The sequence below is a fragment of the Streptomyces pseudovenezuelae genome (assembly GCF_001513955.1).
GTDB lineage: Bacteria > Actinomycetota > Actinomycetes > Streptomycetales > Streptomycetaceae > Streptomyces > Streptomyces pseudovenezuelae.
The window spans coordinates 204267-220813 of record NZ_KQ948146.1 but is presented as its reverse complement, the minus strand read 5'-3'; the positions used below and the strand labels follow the sequence as shown (position 1 = coordinate 220813).

Annotated in this window: 10 protein-coding genes and 1 pseudogene; 4 read left to right on the top strand and 7 right to left on the bottom strand. The window is 73.0% G+C overall.

From position 1 onward, the window contains the following. Positions 1-4 precede the first annotated feature (4 nt). Together AQI94_RS13110 and AQI94_RS13105 are read left to right on the top strand one after the other, a co-directional pair. Entirely contained in the window at positions 5-349 is a 345-nt protein-coding gene (locus AQI94_RS13110; RefSeq protein WP_031045366.1) for an ArsR/SmtB family transcription factor, read from the top strand. Between the two features lie 6 nt (positions 350-355). Further along, positions 356-865 carry an SRPBCC family protein gene (locus tag AQI94_RS13105; protein WP_031045367.1) on the top strand — a complete coding sequence of 170 codons (510 nt, stop codon included), beginning with the start codon at positions 356-358 and terminating at the stop codon, positions 863-865. A gap of 4 nt (positions 866-869) precedes the next feature. On the opposite strand, the gene AQI94_RS13100 is transcribed toward AQI94_RS13105, so the two are convergent. The 4 genes from AQI94_RS13100 to AQI94_RS13085 all read right to left on the bottom strand — a co-directional run bounded on the left by AQI94_RS13100 (position 870) and on the right by AQI94_RS13085 (position 7098). Next, positions 870-3683 carry an NHLP bacteriocin export ABC transporter permease/ATPase subunit gene (locus AQI94_RS13100; RefSeq protein WP_031045370.1) on the bottom strand — a complete coding sequence of 938 codons (2814 nt, stop codon included), beginning with the start codon at positions 3681-3683 and terminating at the stop codon, positions 870-872. A gap of 1 nt (position 3684) precedes the next feature. Next, the gene (locus tag AQI94_RS13095) at positions 3685-5907 is read right to left on the bottom strand and encodes an NHLP family bacteriocin export ABC transporter peptidase/permease/ATPase subunit (protein ID WP_031045373.1); all 2223 of its coding nucleotides are present in this window, start codon (positions 5905-5907) and stop codon (positions 3685-3687) included. Next, on the bottom strand, positions 5904-6710 hold the full coding sequence (locus AQI94_RS13090) for an HlyD family efflux transporter periplasmic adaptor subunit (protein WP_031045375.1): 807 nt from the start codon (positions 6708-6710) through the stop codon (positions 5904-5906). The genes AQI94_RS13095 and AQI94_RS13090 overlap by 4 nt, the downstream gene beginning before the upstream one ends. 172 nt (positions 6711-6882) lie before the next feature. Beyond that, positions 6883-7098: a hypothetical protein gene (locus AQI94_RS13085; protein ID WP_020134776.1), complete on the bottom strand. Its 216-nt coding sequence runs from the start codon at positions 7096-7098 to the stop codon at positions 6883-6885. A 1079-nt stretch (positions 7099-8177) separates the two neighbouring features. Here AQI94_RS13085 and AQI94_RS13080 point away from each other — a divergent pair. Then, positions 8178-9581 carry a S1 family peptidase gene (locus AQI94_RS13080; RefSeq protein ID WP_062229733.1) on the top strand — a complete coding sequence of 468 codons (1404 nt, stop codon included), beginning with the start codon at positions 8178-8180 and terminating at the stop codon, positions 9579-9581. A gap of 202 nt (positions 9582-9783) precedes the next feature. On the opposite strand, the gene AQI94_RS13075 is transcribed toward AQI94_RS13080, so the two are convergent. Further along, the gene (locus AQI94_RS13075) at positions 9784-11928 is read right to left on the bottom strand and encodes a SpoIIE family protein phosphatase (protein WP_031052725.1); all 2145 of its coding nucleotides are present in this window, start codon (positions 11926-11928) and stop codon (positions 9784-9786) included. Positions 11929-12208: 280 nt separating this feature from the next. Here AQI94_RS13075 and AQI94_RS42745 point away from each other — a divergent pair. Continuing rightward, positions 12209-12793: pseudogene (locus tag AQI94_RS42745) on the top strand (LuxR C-terminal-related transcriptional regulator); the annotation flags it as partial. Here AQI94_RS42745 and AQI94_RS46390 read toward each other — a convergent pair. Both AQI94_RS46390 and AQI94_RS13065 read right to left on the bottom strand, forming a co-directional pair. After that, entirely contained in the window at positions 12716-14836 is a 2121-nt protein-coding gene (locus AQI94_RS46390) for an ATP-binding cassette domain-containing protein (RefSeq protein ID WP_318658106.1), read from the bottom strand. The pseudogene AQI94_RS42745 and the gene AQI94_RS46390 overlap by 78 nt on opposite strands. After that, positions 14833-16545 (bottom strand): ABC transporter ATP-binding protein, encoded by a 1713-nt coding sequence (locus AQI94_RS13065; RefSeq protein ID WP_062229732.1) that lies wholly within the window; start codon positions 16543-16545, stop codon positions 14833-14835. The genes AQI94_RS46390 and AQI94_RS13065 overlap by 4 nt, the downstream gene beginning before the upstream one ends. Positions 16546-16547: the final 2 nt, after the last annotated feature.

Here is a 16547-nt window from a genome sequence, read left to right as displayed (position 1 = left end):
ATTCATGTCCGACGCCCCGCTCTGGACCGCCCTCGCCGACCCGCACCGGCGGGCCATCGTCGCGCTGCTCCTGGAGCGGCCCCGGTCCGTCGGGGAGATCGTGGAGGCGTGCGGACTGAGCCAGCCGGGCACGTCGAAGCATCTGAAGGTGCTCAGGGAAGCGGGTCTGGTCCGGGTGCGGCAGGACGCGCAGCGGCGCCTCTACGCCCTGGACCCGGGCCCGATCGCCGAGCTGGACGCCTGGCTGGCCCCGTACCGCAAGCTCTGGAACACCAGCCTGGACGCCCTCGGCGACCGCCTGGACGAGACGGCGCCGGACACCCCCGAGGAACCCGCCCCGAAGGACTGATCCACCATGGCCGCAGACCTCACCGGCACCTACCTGACCCTGGACGACGGACGCCCCGCCGTCCGCTTCAGCCGCACCTACGACCATCCCGTCGCCCGCGTCTGGCAGCTCGTGACCGACGCCGACGAACTGGCCCACTGGTTCCCCTCCCGCGCCGAGATCGAGCTGCGCCCCGGCGGGACCATCCGGTTCAGCGGTGATCCCCACATGGAGGACTCCACGGGCCGGGTCATCGCCGTCGACGAGCCCCGGCACCTGTCCTTCGAGTGGGGCGGCGACGAGCTGCACTTCGACCTGGAACCCCTGGACGAGAAGCGGACGCGCTTCACGCTCACCAACGTCCTGAGCGCCGCCGACACCGCCGCCCGCAACGGCGCCGGATGGGAGGTCTGCCTGGCCGGCCTCGACGCACGCGCCCGCGACGAGCGCCGGGACGGACCGCCGTGGCAGGAGCTCTACCGGGCGTACGTCGACGCGGGCGTGCCCTCGGGGGCGCCGGTCCCCGGCCTGGACTGACCCCTCACGCCATCTGCCGCCGCACCAGCTCGTGCAGCCGCCCGCCCGTGTCCGCGAGGAGCTGCGCGGGCGGCCCCTGCTGGGCGACCTTGCCGTTCTCCATCACGATCACGCGGTCGGCGTCCAGCACCGTGGACAGCCGGTGGGCGATGACGATCCGGGTGGCGTTGAGGGCCTTGGTGGACTCGATGACCGTGCGCTGGGTGTCGTTGTCCAGGGCGCTGGTCGCCTCGTCGAAGAAGAGGATCCGCGGCCTGCGGATCAACGCCTGGGCGATCATCAGCCGTTGACGCTGGCCGCCGGAGATCGCCCCGCTGCCCGAGACGATGGTGTGCAGCCCCATCGGCATCCGCTGGATGTCCTCCGCGAGCCCCGCCATGGCGGCCGCCGCCATCGCCTCCTCCGGCGTGTAGGGCTCGGTGCCGCAGATGACGTCCAGGATGGAGCCGGTGAACGGCTGCGCGTGCTGGAGCACGACACCGCACTGCCTGCGCACCGCCGACTGGTCGAGGGCGGCCAGGTCCTGGCCGTCGTACAGGACACTCCCGGAGACCGGGCGGTCGAAGCCGATCAGCAGCCTGAGCAGGGTCGACTTGCCGCAGCCGCTCGGGCCGACGATCGCCACGAACTCGCCCGGCCGGATCTCGAAGGACACGTCGTCCAGGATCAGGGGACCGTCTTCGGAGTAGCGGAAGGAGAGCCTGCGGGCCTCCATCGCGCCGGTGAGCGGGCCCGGCCGGGTGCTCGCGGTGCGCACCTCCGGCTGCGCCTCCAGGACCGGCTTGATCTCCTCGAACAGGGGGAGCGCGGCCACCGCCGAGACGAAGGCGCCGGTGAGGGAGGTGACCGCGGTCAGCAGCATCGTCACCGAGGTGTTGAAGGTCAGGAACTCCGCCGCCGACATCGAGCCGCGTGCCGGGCCCGCGAGCAGCATGAACATCAGCAGGGTGCACAGCGGGAGATAGACCGAGCCCATCACCGAGGTGAGGTTCTTGATCCGGCCCACCTTCTGCTGGAGCTCGCGGCTGCGGGCGAACTCCGAGGCCCAGGCCGCGTACGCGTAGTTCTCCGCCGCCGCCACCCGCAGCTTGGGCAGGCCGCGCAGGGTCTGGAAGGCCTGGTTGTTCAGCTTGTTGCTGAGCACCACCAGCCGCCGCTGCCAGCGCACCTGCCACAGCCCCAGCCCCAGGAACCCGGCGGCGATGACGACAAGCATGCCGATCGCCGCCATGGCCATCGGGACGCTGTACCAGAACAGCAGTCCCAGGTTCATCGCGCCGATGGTCACCGACTGGGCGACGGTGGGGCCGATGCCCGCCATCATCCGGCGGATCGAGCTGATGCCCATGGCCTGGCTGGCGAGTTCGCCGGTCGAGCGCTCGGTGAAGAACTTCGTCGGCAGCCTCAGCAGCCGGTCCCACACCGCGGGTTGCAGGGTCGCCTCGATACGGCCCTCCAGGCGCAGCATGGTGAGGTTCTGCAGCAGCATGAACGCCGCCGTCACCACACCGCTGACCATCACGGCCAGACACACCTGCACGATCAGAGCGGTCTGCGCCTTGGGCACGAACTCGCCGAGCACCTTGCCGGTCGCGATGGGCACCAGCGCACCGATCGCCACCGTGACCAGACCGCTGAGCAGCAGGTTCGTCACATCACCGCCGGTGCCGCGCATGCTGAACCGCAACAGGCCTACGGGGCTCAGCTTCCGGTCGGGCAGCGGGCGGTAGAACATCACCGCGCGCGGTTCGAACTCCTCCGCGTTGTCCTTCTCTATCGGTGTCTCGCGGCCCGTCGCCGGATGGACGGCCACATAGCCACCGCGCCGCCACAGCAGCGCGACCGGCGCGCCCGACAGGGCCCGGTGACCCACCAGCGGGCCGATGTTGTCCCGCCACCAGCGGCCGTCCAGGCGTACGGATCTGATGCGGACGCGGGAGGCGAGGGCGATGCGCTCGACCGGGTCGAGCCGGTCGCTCTCGGTGCCGCTCTGGGCGTTCTCGGCGAGCGGGATGCCCGCCGCGTCGGCGACCAGCCTGCAGGCCGCGTAGCTCGCGTCGGCGTCGGCGGTCGTCGTGCGCTGCTTCGACCTGCCGATGGACGCCAGCAGGGTCCGGTCGGCCTGGGCGCGTACCGCCTCGCCGGCCTTGATGCCGGCCGCCGTGCGGGTCTCGTGGGTGCGCTCCATCTGCTCGATCCAGCGGTCCAGCGTGGTGAGCAGCCGGTACTGCTGATCGACCATGGACTGCCAGACCGCCGGGTCCATCAGCAGGTCGGCGGCAGCCTCGGCGCCGTAGAGCGAGCCGTACTGCACACTGCCCGGCGGGACCTGCATCCAGAAGACGTCGTCGTCGGTCGGGGCGGCGGCCCGCTCGTCGGCCATCGGCGCCTGGAAGAGAATCGACAGGCTCCGGCCCACACCGAGCGCGAGGGCGTACTCCAGCGGGCTCGTCGTCGGCGGCACGTACTGGGGGTTGCCGTACTCGTCGTACGACCACGTCTGGGTGTTCGCGGGCTCGTACAGCTCGCGCAGACCGATGCGGTGGACGACGCAATCCCTGAGCGGGCGGGCGACGAGGGTGTGCTGCGGACCCGCCACCGGGCCGAGCAGCAGCGCGCCGGGCTCCAGACGGCCCAGGTGGTGCCAGTGTCCCTGCTGCTCCGCGTCCACCGCGAACAGGTCCACCGCGCCCGACACGACCAGCCACAGCACCTGCGGGCCTTCGAGGTCGATGCGGCTGAACCCCGCGCAGTCGATGCGGGTGCCCATCTGACCGAGGGAGGTGAGGACCACGTCCCCTTCGTGTGCGGTAGTCATCTCACCGTTCCTTGACCAGCGCCGCGTACGCTCCGCCGCGCGTCACCAGTTCCTCGTGCCGCCCGCGTTCCACGATCGTGCCGTGCTGCAGTACGACGATCTCGTCGCTGTCGCGCACGGTGCTGAGCCGGTGCGCGATCACCACACAGGCGCAGCCGCGCTTGCGCAGGTTGTCCATGACGACCTGCTCGGTCTCCGCGTCCAGCGCGCTGGTCACCTCGTCGAGGACCAGGATGCTGGGCCGGCGCACCAACGCCCGCGCGATCTCCAGGCGTTGGCGCTGGCCGCCGGAGAAGTTGCGGCCGTCCTGCTCGACCTTGCTGTGGATGCCGCCGGGCCGCCGTACCACCACGTCGTAAAGGGCCGCGTCCCGCAGTGCGTCCACCACGGCGTCGTCCGGGATCGACGGGTCCCACAGCGCCACGTTGTCGCGGACCGAGCCCTCGAAGAGGAACACGTCCTGGTCCACGAAGGACACCGAGGAGGCGAGCGCGCCGCGCGGGATGTCGTCCAGCCGCCGGCCGTCGATGCGGATCACTCCCTCCCAGGGCGCGTACAGCCCGGAGATCAGCCGGGAGACGGTCGACTTGCCGCTGCCGGAGCCGCCGACCAGCGCCACCTGCTGCCCCGGGCCCACGGTCAGGTCGAAACCGCTGAGCAGCGGCTTGTCGAGCGGGTTGTAGCCGAAGGTGATGTTCTGCAGCTCGACATGGCCGTGCAGCCGGCGGGTGGAGTCGCCGGCGCCGGGACGGCCGTAGAGCGGGTCCGCCTTGAAGTTCTCGACGTCCTTGAGGCGGGCCACGTCGGCCGCGAAGTCCTGGATGCGCCCCGCGACGCCGTTGAGGCGGGTGATCGGCGCGGTGAAGCGGGTGACCAGGGCCTGGAAGGCGACCAGCAGGCCGACGGAGATGCCGCCCTCGATGGCCCGCATGCCGCCGATCCACAGGATGAGCGCGCTGTTGAAGGTGGCCAGCATCGGCGCGACCACACCCAGCCAGGCGCTCGGCACCCCGAGCCGCTGCTGTTCCTCCAGCGTGGTGGCGTGCTGACCGGCCCACTTGCGGAAGTAGCCGTCCTCGCCGCCGGTCGCCTTCATCGTCTCGATCAACTGCAGGCCCGTGTACGCCGTGTTGGTGAGCCGGGCGCTGTCGGCACGCAGTTTCGCGGTGCGCGTGGAGCGAAGCCGGATGACGACCCGCATCGCCACCACGTTGAGCAGGGCCACACCGATGCCGACGTAGGTGAGCTGCGGATCGTAGGTGTAGAGCAGGATCGCGTACAGGACGACGACCACCGCGTCGACGCCCGCCGCCGCGAGGTCGCGGGCCAGGGTCTCGGCGACCTGGTCGTTGGACTGGAGGCGCTGGACCAGGTCGGCCGGGCTGCGCTGGGAGAAGAACGTCACCGGCAGGCGCAGCAGATGGCGCAGGAAGCGGGCGCTGGAGAGGGTCGAGGAGATGATGCGGCCGTGCAGGAGGTTCGCCTGCTGGAGCCAGGTCAGGGCCAGGGTCAGGGCCACGCAGGCGCCCATCGACGCGAACAGCACACCGAGCAGGGAGGTCTGGCCGCCGATCAGGAACATGTCGATGTAGGTGCGGGAGAGCGCGGGGGTGGCCGCGCCGACCAGCACCAGCAGCAGGCTGGCCAGCACCGCGGCCGGCATGGTGCCCGCGGTGCCGCGCAGCCGAGCCGGCATCGCGCCGAGGACACCCGGCTTGCGGCCGCCCCGGGTGAAGCCCTCACCGGGCTCCATCACCAGCACGACACCGGTGAAGCTGCCGTCGAAGTCCTCCATGGGGACGAAACGGCGGCCCTTGCCGGGGTCGTTGATGTAGACCCCGCGGCGGCCGAAGCGGCGGCCCATGCCGTCGTAGACGACGTAGTGGTTGAACTCCCAGAACAGCACGGCCGGCGTCTTCACCTCGGCGAGCGCGGCCGTGTCCATCTGCATGCCCTTGGCCGTCAGGCCGTAACTGCGGGCCGCCTTGAGGAGGTTGCTGGCGCGCGAGCCGTCGCGGGAGACACCGCAGGCGATGCGCAGCTCCTCCAGCGGGACGTGCTTGCCGTAGTGGCCGAGGACCATCGCCAGGGACGCGGCGCCGCACTCCACGGCCTCCATCTGGAGGACGGTGGGCGTGCGGACCGTCTTCGACTTCCCGGTGGGGACCGGGCGCTTGGGCGGGGCGGAGCGGCGCCTGCCGCGGGTGTCCTGTGCGGTGCTCACGGCAGCAGCCAATCGACGGGACGCTGATCGGCCAGCCGGATCGAACCCGAGGCCACGGTCATGGAGGTCAGGGCGAAGGGCGGGCCGTCCGCGGACGACCACTTGTAGCCGCTCTTCGTGTCCTTGGACCTGTCGAGCCTCACGAGTACGGCGACCGGCCGGCCGTCCTTGGTGAACTGCTCGCCGAGCTGGCTGTCGCCGAGGAACGCGGCGATCTGCTGCGCCGACTGCGCCGAGCGGTCCACCGACTTCACATGGCCGCGCAGCACCCCGTACTCCTGGGTGGGCACCGAGGACAGGGTCAGGTCCACGGCGGCGTCGTCCGGGATGGAGGCCGCGTTCTCGGCGGGCACGTACACCGTGGCGTACATCGGATCGGAGGGGTGGGCGACCTTCTCCACCGCGGCGACGTTCGCGCCGGTCGAGATGATCTGGCCGATGGTGGCCGCGAGGGCGGTGACCCGACCCGCAGCGACCGTGCGGACGACGGTGTCGCCCTGTGAGGTACGGACCTTCAGCACCGGGGAGCCGGCGGGCAGCTGCTGCCCCTCCTTGGCGATCACCTGGGTGACCTGGCCCGCGACCGGGCTCTGCAGGATGTAACTGCCCTCCCCGTGGGTGAGGATGGCGGGCGCGCTCACCGTGGAGGCCACCGAGCCGGTCACCGCCCACACGGACGCGGCGGCCATCACGACCACCGTCACGGACATCACGAGCCAGCCCTGAGGGCGGGCGAAGCGCACCGGAAGGTCGAGCTCCTCCGGTGACTGGAGTTTGGCGAGGGCCTGTTGGCGGAACTGCACGGGTCTTCCCTCACCTGCGAAAGCGTGCGCATTGCCACGCCTGCTGCCAATGACAAAGGACCGACTCGCCCGAGCCGGCCGGATTTACGGCACCCAAGAGTCCCGGAACCGCCGGTTTGCGGCTCCGGGACGGGTCGACCACAAGAAAGTGATCAGATCACGAGAAATGTGATCAGAGACCGGCGACCAGGCCGGTGACCGGGGCGGTGTTCAGGCCGGTCACACCCTCAACGGTGCCGACGGCCGTGTTGACCAGGCCGGAAACCGGGGCGACGCCGTCCACCAGGCTGGTGACGGTGCCGAGGGCGTTGAGCTGCAGGCCGCCGGAGACGTTGTCGAGGTCGGCGTCCGAGATCTCGACGGTCTCAACCTGGGGGGTGGAGTTCATGATGGAACTTCCCTTCGTATGGGTATTTCACAAGGGGGGAGCGGCCCCCTCTGGGGACAGATGACGGCCGCAATCGCATGGCGCCGGATCCCGTTTCCGGGAAACCCAACGGCCCTGCGGTGCGATGGATCAAAGCACGCTGCGGCTCCGCGCTTCCAATTAACCACCGGTCTCACCAGGGCACTTGAGTCACAGAAGCCTTCATCCGTGCAGGCTTGCGCACGCCTTGGTGCCGACTTCTTCACATTCCATGGCGCGGCGGCGCGAAGTGCCTCTTGCTGTCGCCGCGGCGAATGCGACACACCTCGCCAATGACATGGGTGCCGGGCCGCGCTTGTGCAGAACTCCCGCTCGCGGTGACTTGGTTGCGCATTCGATGTGCAGATTCGCTGGAGGGAGGATTCGGGGCGCTGTTCACGACGGACCGCTGTCGACCGATCGCTGAGCGTGTCAGTCCGGAAGTGTGCGGACCATGCTCGCCCGAGCCGCGGGATCGCCCCTCGCGAAATCGGTCATCGTGCGGTCGGCGAACGCCATCCGCCGGCCCGGCCGGGTGCCGACCGCCCTGATCAGGACATCCCCAACCGGCCACCGCCCGCCGGAAGCCCGGGGACTGCCGCACCGTCGTCACCGGAACGCGGACACCCCGGACCCCCGGGACGGCGATCACGATGGCGGTGTCGGCGGTCGCCGTCGGAGTCCGGCCCGACAGCGCTCCCGCCCTCCCGTGCCGACCGCTGCGACCAGGAAAGACGCAGGACAGAAGCAGGACAGACGCAGGACGGCGCGGTCGCCGGCGAGCCCCCCGACCGGCAGGCCGGGGGGCCAGGACCCAAGGGGCGAAGCTGTCGGCGAGGGTCTTGTCGGCTTCGGTGGGCGTCATCGCCATATGGGGGATTGGTCCCACCCGTCGCGCGCCCGGGACGGCACGTGGCCGGATCGGCATGGCAATCGGCGCGTAAAGAAACGGCATTGAACGCCCCGCGCACACCGTGCGTACCCATGGCCATCCAGGCGCCCCGAACAACCGACTGCCGTACGGCGGTTACAGACTCCGGTCCCCCAGGAGGTCGAGAAGTTTGAGTCACAAGCGAATTCCGAAGCGCAAGGCCGCATTCGCGGCAGGCACCGTAGTGGCGCTCGGAGCCGCCGCGATTCTGCTGCCCAACGCCAACGCGTCCCAGGACGGCTCGTCGAACGACGCGGCGGCCATCGCGCCGAAGACTCTGAAGGCGACGGACGCCTCGGATCTCGCCTCGCAGCTGGAGAAGTTGCTCGGCGACTCCTTCGCCGGGTCCTACTACGACTCCGACAGCAAACAGCTCGTCGTGAACGTCATATCCGGTGACAGCAATGTCGTCGTCCAGGCGAAGAAGGCCGGCGCCGAGGTCCGCGAGGTCGACAACAGCCTCACCGAACTGGCCGCCGGCGCGAAGACGCTGAAGGAAGAGGCGACCATCCCGGGCACCGCCTGGGCCGTCGACCCGCGCACCAACAAGATCCTGGTGACCGCCGACAGCACGGTCACCGGCGACAAGTGGAACACCCTTGAGTCGACCGTGAAGAGCCTCGGCTCCGACATGGCGACCGTGAAGAAGTCGGCCGGCACCTTCAAGACCTTCGTGTCCGGCGGTGACGCCATCTTCGGTGGCGGCGCCCGCTGCTCGCTCGGCTTCAACGTCACCGCGGGCGACGGCAGCCCCGCCTTCCTGACGGCCGGTCACTGCGGGGTCGCGGCCGAGCAGTGGTCGGACACCCAGGACGGCCAGCCGATCGCCACCGTCGACCAGGCCACCTTCCCCGGCGACGGCGACTTCGCCCTGGTCAAGTACGACGACCCGGCGACCCAGGCACCCAGCGAGGTCAACGTCGGCGGCGGACAGACCGTCGCGATCAGCCAGGCCGCGGACGCCGAGGTCGGCCTCCAGGTCTTCCGGATGGGCAGCACCACGGGCCTCGCCGACGGCCAGGTCCTCGGACTCGACGCCACCGTGAACTACCCCGAGGGCACGGTCACCGGCCTCATCCAGACCGACGTCTGTGCCGAGCCCGGCGACAGCGGCGGCTCGCTGTTCACGCAGGACGGCTCGGCGATCGGCCTGACCTCCGGCGGCAGCGGCGACTGCACGGTCGGCGGCGAGACGTTCTTCCAGCCGGTCACCACCGCCCTCCAGGCGGTCGGCGCCACCCTCGGCGCCGGTGACGCGGCGGGCGGCGCGGGCGACCAGGCCGGCGGCGAGGAGGCCGGTGCCGGCGACGAGGCGGGCGCCGGTGGCGACGCCGGAGCCGGTGCGGGCGAGGAGGCCGGTGCCGGTGGCGACGCCAGCGCCAGCCCCGGTGACGAGGCCGGTGCGGGTCAGGAAGTCGGCGGCGAGCAGGCCGGCGGTGACGTGATCGGCGGCGAGGAGGCCGGCAACGGCCAGGAGACCGGCAACGGCGCCGGCGATGCCGCGGGCGACGCCGCGGGCCAGGCGCACAACTGACCGCCCGGTCCGGCACCACCCCGTGAACCGGCCGCGTCGGCAGCGGCCCCCCACACCCTCCGCTGCCGACGCAGGCCACGTCTCCACCTCCCGGCCACCCTGCGGTTCCGGCCCGGGAAGGTGCAACGGTCCGGCCCTCCGGCGGGAGGGCCGGACCGGCGCGTTCCCACCGCCACCCGGCCGGCGCCGGCTCAGCTCCGGCTCAGCCGTCCGCCCGCAGCAGCAGCAGCGCCACGTCGTCGATCCGCTCCCGCGCGGCCGCGCTGTGGCGCACGAGCTCGTCGGCCAGTTCGTCCAGCGGACGGTCGCCGGCCTCGGCGAGCCGCCGTCCCAGCTCGGCGAGCGCGTCCTCGATGTCGACGCCGGGGGACTCGATCAGGCCGTCCGTGTAGAGGACGAGGACGGAACCGGGCGCGAGTTCCACCTCCGTCGTCGGGTAGACGGCCGAGCCGTCGATCCCCAGCAGCGGGCCTCCGGCCAGGTCCAGCACCCGCACCCGGCCGTCCGGCCGCCGGAGCAGCGGCGGCGGATGCCCCGCCCGGGCCATGACCGCCCGCCCCCGCCCCGGATCGAGCCGCAGATACAGGCAGCTGGCGAACAGCTCGGCGCCGAGGTCGATCAGCAGCCGGTTGGTCGAGCGCATGACCTCCTCCGGACTCTGGCCGACGGTCGTGTACGCCCGTACCGCCGTCCGGATCTGCCCCATCAGCCCGGCCGCCGTCACATTGTGGCCCTGCACGTCCCCGATCACGGCGGCCGCCAGCCCGGCGACCGGCACCAGGTCGTAGAAGTCACCGCCGATGTCCATGCCCTGGGTGGCCGGCAGATAGCGGGCCGCCGCGTCGATGCCGGGCAGCGTCGGCAGGGTGTGCGGCAGCAGGGCGGCCTGGAGACCGTGCGCCAACTGGTGCTTCACGTCGTACAGGACGGCCCGCTCCAGGGCCTGCGCGATCAGTCCGCCCAGACTCGTGAGCACCGCCCGCTCGTCCGCGGGGAAGAGGTGCGGCTCGGCGTAGGCCAGCACACAGGTGCCCACCGGGCGGCCGGAGGCGATCAGCGGCAGATAGGCCCAGGCCGCGAACCCGTCGGGGGTGGCGTGCCGCAGCGGGTACAGGCGCTCCAGCTGTTCCCTGGTGTCGAAGAACGCCGGCACCCCGGTGTTCAGCGCGTGGGTGCCCGGTGTCGGTTCGGCCAGCGGCATCCCGTCGAACCGCTCCACGACCCGCGCGTCCGGATATCCGCGATGCCCGAGCACGTGCAGCCGTCCGGACCGCGAACCGAGCATCACCACCGCCTGGCTCCCCACCGCCGGGACGACCTCGTCCGCCACCAGCTGCACCACGTCCTGCACACCGACCGCCTCGGTCAGTGCCCCGGCCAGGCTCAGCACCTGAGAGATCGTGACCAGCCGGGACGGCGCGTCCCCGGGCCGCGGACCCGCCCGGCTCATCTCCGCCACCGCCCGCGCCCGGCTGACCCGCACGCTCAGCCCGGTGGTGCTCGGATACAGCCGGAACGACAGCCAGTCCCCGGGCGGCCGCAGCGCCACGAACGACGTGCTGTGCTGGCTGAGCAGCGCGGCCCGGTAACGGTCCTCGTAGACCGGGTCGTTGAGCCAGGGCGCCGCCGCCCACAGCTGCGAGCCGAGCAACTGGGAGACCGGGACGCCGATCAGCTCGGCGGCGGCCGCGTTGGCGAAGGAGATCCGCCCGTGCAGATCCAGCGAGCACAGCCCGTACGGCAGCCGCGCCACCATCCGCGCCGCCTCGACCGTGCCCAGCGTCCCGGCCGCGCCGGCGGCATGGGCCGAGGGGAGCAGATCCGGTTCGGCGTGCGGCGACACGCTGTCCTCCACCGCCCGTTCCAGCCGCACCGCCAGCCGCCCGCAGGCCGCCGTCAGATGGTCCCGCTCCCGCTCGGACAGGTCCGGGGGGTGCGAACCGGGCCAGGTCACGAAGACCGCGCCGTACACCTTGGCCGAGGTCGCCACCGGCACCGCGGCCAGCGCGAACGGGTAGGGCAGCACCACGGCGATCCGCGGATAGCGGCGCGCCATCTCCTGCTCGCCGCCCACCCACACCAGCCGCCGCTCCCGCACCGCCTCGGCCACCGGGATCGGCGCGCTCAGCCCCACCCGCTCCCAGGGCGCCGCGAACGCCCGCGGCAGACCCGCCATCACGGCCATCTCCAGTACGGGCTCGTCGGCGGCCATGAGATACACGGCGCCGGAGTGGGCGTGCACCTCGTCCATCATCGACGCCAGGGCGAGCGAGAGCAGCGGCCGTCCCACCCGGGTCCGGGCGCCCGCCGGGGCCGGGGACATATGCCCGTCGGACACGCCGACCACCTCCTCGCACGGGCGCGGCCCGGAAGGAGCGCGGGCCGCTGTCGCGTGCCGGGCCCCCAGGGATCAAATCTCCACCCTTACGGCGCGTCCCGCACGGCGAGCGTTCCCGGGTGCGGGCACACGGGTGCCCGTGCGACGGCGAGGACGGCCGCGTACCCCTTCGGCCCCGGACCATGCCCCCACAGTCGAAGCGCGCCACGGCACACGGGCGCCGCTCGTGCGCCCCCGCGCACCCTGATGGCCAATTCTTCGCGCCCGAGGTCGGTCCGGGACCCGAACAATGGGGCACGCGTTTCATGCCACGGAACCGAGCAGGGCGAATCGAGGGGGACGAACAGTGATCCGGGTGCTTCTGGTGCACGACGCGTGTCTGGTGAGATCGGCCCTGGCGGAGTGGCTCCGCCGGGAACCCGATCTCGGGGTGTTCGACACCCCGTGGCACAGCGCGCCCGGCCGTCTGCGGACCGTGCGGCCCGACGTCTGCGCGGCCGACCTCGAATGCTCGGACGCCTACGGCATCCCACCGCTGGGGGAGTTAGCCGTGCGCGAGCCGGACCGCAGTCCGCCGCGCCTACTCGTGATGGCCAGCGCCAACCGGCCGGGACTGCTGAAGCGGGCCGTCGACGCGGGGGCGCTCGGATACGTGGACAAGGAGGGGGCGGCGCCGGACCGGCTCGTGCGCGGAATCCGCCGGGTCGCCGAAGGGAAACGTTTCGTCGACGACTCGCTGGGCTTCGGCTTCCTCCAGGCCGCGGAGATGCCGCTGACCCGACGGGAGCTGAGCGTGTTATCCCTCGCGGCCGAGGGGGCCTCCATCGCGGAGATCGCGGGGAACCTGTGCCTGTCGCACGGGACCGTGCGCAACTACATGGCCGCGATCACCCGCAAGACCGGGGCCCGCAACCGCATCGACGCGATCCGGATCTCCCAGGGCCAGGGCTGGCTCTGACCGCGTCGGGGGTACGGCGGTCCAGCCGCCCACGAGCGCGCGGTACGCGGCCGAGTCGCGCACCAGCTCGTCGTGGGAGCCGTACGCCGTGCGCGAGCCGTCCATCAGCAGCACGCGGCCGGCCCGGCGGGCCGAGCTGATCCGGTGGGCGACGACCAGCAGCGTGGTGCCGGGCCGGTGCGCGAAGGCCAGCTCGGCGCGCTCCTCGGCCCCGGGGTCCAGATGGCAGGTGGCCTCGTCGAGCAGGACCAGGGGGGCGTACGACAGATAGGCCCGGGTCAGCGCCACGAGCTGCCGCTCACCGGCGGAGAGGGCCGCCGGGTCGACGCTCGCCTGCGGCCCGCCGAGCGCTTCGAGGAGCGGGGTCAGCCCGACGGCCTCCGCCGCCGCGAGCAGCTCCGGCTCGGGCACCGGGTCCGTCCGCAGGTGCCCGAGGTTCTCGGCGAGCGTGCCGGTGTGGACGTACGCCTCCTGCGGGATGAGCACGCGCAGCGCGGCCGCGTCGGGGGAGGGCACGGGGTGTCCGCACAGCCGGATGCTTCCGCCGGTGGGCTGAAGGAGCCCGGCGACCAGAGCGGTGAGCGTGGACTTCCCGATGCCGCTGGGGCCCACGACGGCCAGGTGGGCGCCGGGGGCCAGGGTGAGGTCGAGGTGGTCCACGACGGGGGTGGCGGCGGGGCCGTAGGCGAAGGAGACGGCGGTGAGGGAGAGGGCGGGGGCCCCATCTGTAGGGCGTGCGGATGTGCGCGGGCGGGCGCTGTGGCCCGGCCGGCCGTACCGGTCGGCGGGCCGCGCGTCGGTCCGGTCGTCGGGCCGCGGGGGGAGGGGTCGGTTCGGGTCGGGAGCGAGGGCGGGGGCCGCGGGGTGTGTGGTGTCGGGGTGTGCGGGAGCGGACGGGGCTGTGGAGACGCCGGCGGGCTCGGCGCCGTCGCCGCCCGGCCCGGGGGCGGCGGTGCGGCTGGGCGGGGGAGGGCTGCCTTGTACCCGGGTCCGAACGCCCGATCCCCCTGCGGCCCCAGCAGGCGTGGGCTCACGGACCAGTCGCCGCAGGACCACCACCAGGCGGGAGCCGCTCGTGCCCAGGCCGTGGACCAGGTTGCGCAGGGCCGGGAAGAGGGACTGGGTGACGTAGGCCAGGGCGCCGACCAGGGCGCCCGTGGTGACCCCGCGGGCCAGCAGCCAGGGAGCGCAGGCGAGCAGGAGGACGATCGGAAGCTGGCCGCCGAGGGCGAGGGAGGCCACGCGCAGGACGGACCAGCGGGCGAGGGCGTTCGCGGCCCGCTGTTCGGTGTCGACAAGTCGGCCCGTGTTGGCGGCGACCCGCTCCTCCGCACCGGCGGCCGTGATGTCCCGCAGCCCCGGGCAGACCCTGCCGAGACCGTCCGCCAGCGCCTCGTCGGCGACGAGGAACTCCTCCTGACGGCGGGCCAGCGGACGCAACGTGGCCGCGAACAGGCCCAGTCCGGCGGCGAGCGGGGGCATCACGACCAGCAGGAGCAGCGGGTCGAGCGAGGCCAGTCCGACAACCGCGCCGACCGCCGTGAACAGGAACGAGCGCGACACCATCACCAGCCCGGCGAACGTGTCCCGCGCGATCTCCACCTGCTGGGTCAGCCCGGACAGCGCCCCCGCGTCCGCCTCCCGCACCCCGCGCTCCACGACCCGCCCGACCAGGAGGTCCCGCAGCGGCTCGACCAACGCGGCGACGGCGGCGTACACCCGCACCGTCCCGTACGCGCCCACGAGCACGCCGATCCCGGCCACGGCGAGCCACCCGAGTCCGGCACCGGGCCGCCCGGCCAGGAACCCCTCGTCCAGGGCGCGGGCGGGCGCGTACCCGGTGAGGAAGGTCTGCCCGGTCTCCAGCACCGACCACCCGCCGAGCCGGACGAGAACCCGCCACCGGGCCCGCAGGTGGCGCAGACCGCGCCCGTAGATCCCGGCCGAACCGTCGCTCACGACTGCCCTCCGTCCGCGGCGTCCGCCCCGCCCCCGAACACCGCCCGGTACTCGGCCAGCCGCCAGAGCTCCTCGTGCGGTCCCACCGCACGCACGCGCCCCCCGTCCAGCCAGGCCACCGCGTCCGCGCGGGCCGCCGTGGCGGCGCGGTGGGCGACGAGCAGACGGGTGCCGCGCGCGCCGCCGCTCACCAGGGCCTCGGCGATGCGCGCCTCGGTGACCGTGTCGAGGCTGGAGAGGGCGTCGTCGAGGATGAGCAGCCGGCCGCCGTGGGCGAACGCCCGGGCCAGACCGAGCCGTTGGGACTCCCCGCCGGAGCGTGGGGCGTCGGCGACGAGGGTGTCGTACCCCTCGGGCAGCCGGCGTACGAAGTCGTCCGCGTGGGCGGTGCGGGCGGCCTCCCGGACCTGGGCGGGGGAGCGGGACGGGAGGGCGAGGCCGATCTCCTCCTCGACGGTGCCACCGAGCAGGGCGGGGCGTTCGAAGGCGTAGCCGATCGAGCGGCGCAGTGCGTCGTGGGTGAGCTCGCGCAGCGGCACCCCGTCGAGCAGGACCTCCCCGGCGTCCGGTTCGGCGAGCCGTCCGGCCAGCGCGGCGAGCAGTGACTTGCCCGCCCCCGAGCGGCCCACCACCGCGAGCGTCGTCCCGCCCGGTACGACGAGGTCGACCCCGTCGAGCACGGCACGTGGGCCGCGCAGGGCGGTGACGCCCCGCAGTTCGAGGCGGCCGGGGCCGGGCGGCAGCCCGCGCTCGCCGTGCCGGACGACCGGTTCCGCGAGGACCTCGTCCAGTCGTCCGGCCGCCGCCCGGGCCCGGGCCAGGCCGGCGAGCTGGCCCACCAGGACGCCGACGCCGGTCGCGAGGACCGCGTACCGGGAGGCGGCGAGGACCTCGCCCACCGTGACGCGGTGCCGGGCCAGCAGGACCCCGGCCACGGCGAGGACACCGAGCTGGAGCAGCGGGGCCACGGCGACGGACTGGCCCGAGGCCCGGCCCTGGACCCGCCACATGCGGTGACCGGCCTCGGACAGCTCGGGCAGCGGGCGCAGGACGCGGGCCGTCTCCCGGTCCTCGGTTCCCGCGGCGCGGATGGTGCGGTGTCCGCCGACGGCCTCAGAGAGGGCCTGCGCGATCCGCCCCTGCACCTCCTGGTAGCGCGTCACGCATTCCCGGGTGTCGCGGGCGAAGGCGCGCAGCAGCAGGGCGAGCACCGGTGCTCCGGCCAGGAACACGGCCGCGAGCCAGGGTGAGATGAGGCCGAGGGCCACGACGCCGCCGACCGGTCCGGCCAGCGCGGCGAGCAGGGCGGCGCGGGCGGTCGGTGCGGTACCGGCCTGTGCGGCGTTGCCGACCAGGCGGGCGACGAGGTCGCCGGGCCCGAAGCGGGCGGTGGCACGCGGGCCGACGGCCAGGACATGACCGGTGAGGCGGCGGCGCAGCCAGGCGGTGGTGCGGGCGTCGAGGGTGCCGCCCAGGACGGTCTCGGCGGCGTCGAGCAGCGCGAGCAGCAGGACCAGTCCGGCGCAGTACAGGACCCAGCGGGTGGCCGGCGCCTGCGCCAGCAGCAGGTCGAGGGCGCGGCCGAGGGCCGCGGGCAGCAGCAGTCCGGCGCCGGTCGCCGCCGTGCTCACCAGGCACAGGAGCAGACAGCGGGCGGGGGCCGGGCCCAGGAGGCCGTGCGGGGCCGGTGGCGAGGTGCGAGTCGTCATAC

Bases quoted from the DNA above. Each gene is read 5' to 3' on its own strand.
- AQI94_RS13110 (WP_031045366.1), top strand. From the start codon at position 5: ATGTCCGACGCCCCGCTCTGGACCGCCCTCGCCGACCCGCACCGGCGG.
- AQI94_RS13105 (WP_031045367.1), top strand. From the start codon at position 356: ATGGCCGCAGACCTCACCGGCACCTACCTGACCCTGGACGACGGACGC.
- AQI94_RS13100 (WP_031045370.1), bottom strand. From the start codon at position 3,683: ATGACTACCGCACACGAAGGGGACGTGGTCCTCACCTCCCTCGGTCAG.
- AQI94_RS13085 (WP_020134776.1), bottom strand. From the start codon at position 7,098: ATGAACTCCACCCCCCAGGTTGAGACCGTCGAGATCTCGGACGCCGAC.
- AQI94_RS13065 (WP_062229732.1), bottom strand. From the start codon at position 16,545: ATGACGACTCGCACCTCGCCACCGGCCCCGCACGGCCTCCTGGGCCCG.